The sequence below is a fragment of the Phytoactinopolyspora endophytica genome (assembly GCF_004138495.1).
In the GTDB taxonomy this organism is placed as follows: domain Bacteria; phylum Actinomycetota; class Actinomycetes; order Jiangellales; family Jiangellaceae; genus Phytoactinopolyspora; species Phytoactinopolyspora endophytica.
Map to the genome: position 1 here is coordinate 134,089 of NZ_ML142853.1, position 1,151 is coordinate 135,239.

Annotated in this window: 1 protein-coding gene; it reads right to left on the bottom strand. The window is 71.4% G+C overall.

The features are described 5' to 3' along the window. The coding region (locus ELR45_RS11460; RefSeq protein WP_205856421.1) for a hydantoinase/oxoprolinase N-terminal domain-containing protein at positions 1-1,151 on the bottom strand (1,151 nt) is incomplete at both ends.

Sequence of the window (1,151 nt, forward strand, 5' to 3'; positions counted from 1 at the left end):
CTCCAGCACCGCGCGCATCCGAGCCGGTTGTTTGCCGAGCGAATGTCCGCCGCCCACATCGACCCGCCCGGCAAGCACAGCGGCATCGGTCAGCGTCGCCGTCCCGCCACCGAACGCCATCCCTTCCGACGTGATCCGGTACCCGACGGACACCGGCCCGACCGCCGGAGCGTCCGGCGACCCGTCCACGACCGTCCCGCCGCCGATCGCGACGCTGAGGATGTCCGGCATCCGGAAGTTCGTCCGCACGCCGCCGATATCGGTGGCCAGCGACGACTCCCGCGGGAACCCGCGCACCAGCACTCCAAGGTCGGTGGATGTGCCGCCGACGTCCACCACGATCGCGTCGTCGACGCCGGACAGGAACGCCGCCCCACGGATCGAGTTGGCCGGGCCGGAGCCGATGGTCAGCACCGGGTACCGGGAGGCGAACTCCAGCGCCATGAGCGTGCCGTCGTTCTGTGCGAAGAACGCGGCCACCTCCATGCCCCGCTCGGCCAGCACCGATTCCAAGGCCCGCGTGACCTCGCCGGCCGCTCGGTAGAGCGCGGCGTTGAGGACGGTGGCGTTCTCGCGTTCCAGGAGCCCGAGAGAGCCGATCTCGTGGCTCATCGACACCGGTGTATCCGGCCCGAGCTCGTCGCGCACCAGCTCGGCGACCCGGCTCTCCTGCTCGCCGGATGCCGGGCTGAACACTCCGGTCACCGCGACGGCGTCGGCGCTGCCGGCGACCGTGCCGAGGAAGCGGCGGACACCGTCGACGTCGAGCGGCGAGATCGGCCAGCCGTCGACGAAATGCCCACCGCCGAGGATGGTCGAGCCCGCATCCACCGCGTCCACGAGATCTCGTGGCCAGGTGGTCAGCGGCGTCACGGACGTCGTGGCCGGGGCACCGAGCCGGACCACCGCGACCCGGCCGAGCCCGCGCCGCTGCAGCACGGCGTTCGTCGCGTGAGTGGTGCCGAGCATCACGCGGCCGATTCGGGGCGCGCTGTCCCCGATGTCGGCGAGGACCGCGACGAGTGCATCGCGGACGCCGGTCGTGACATCCTCGCTGGTCGGCTGCTTCGTCCACGCCACGACCGAGTCCGATCGGTCGAGCACCACCGCGTCGGTGTTGGTTCCGCCGACGTCGATACCGACCTTCAGAT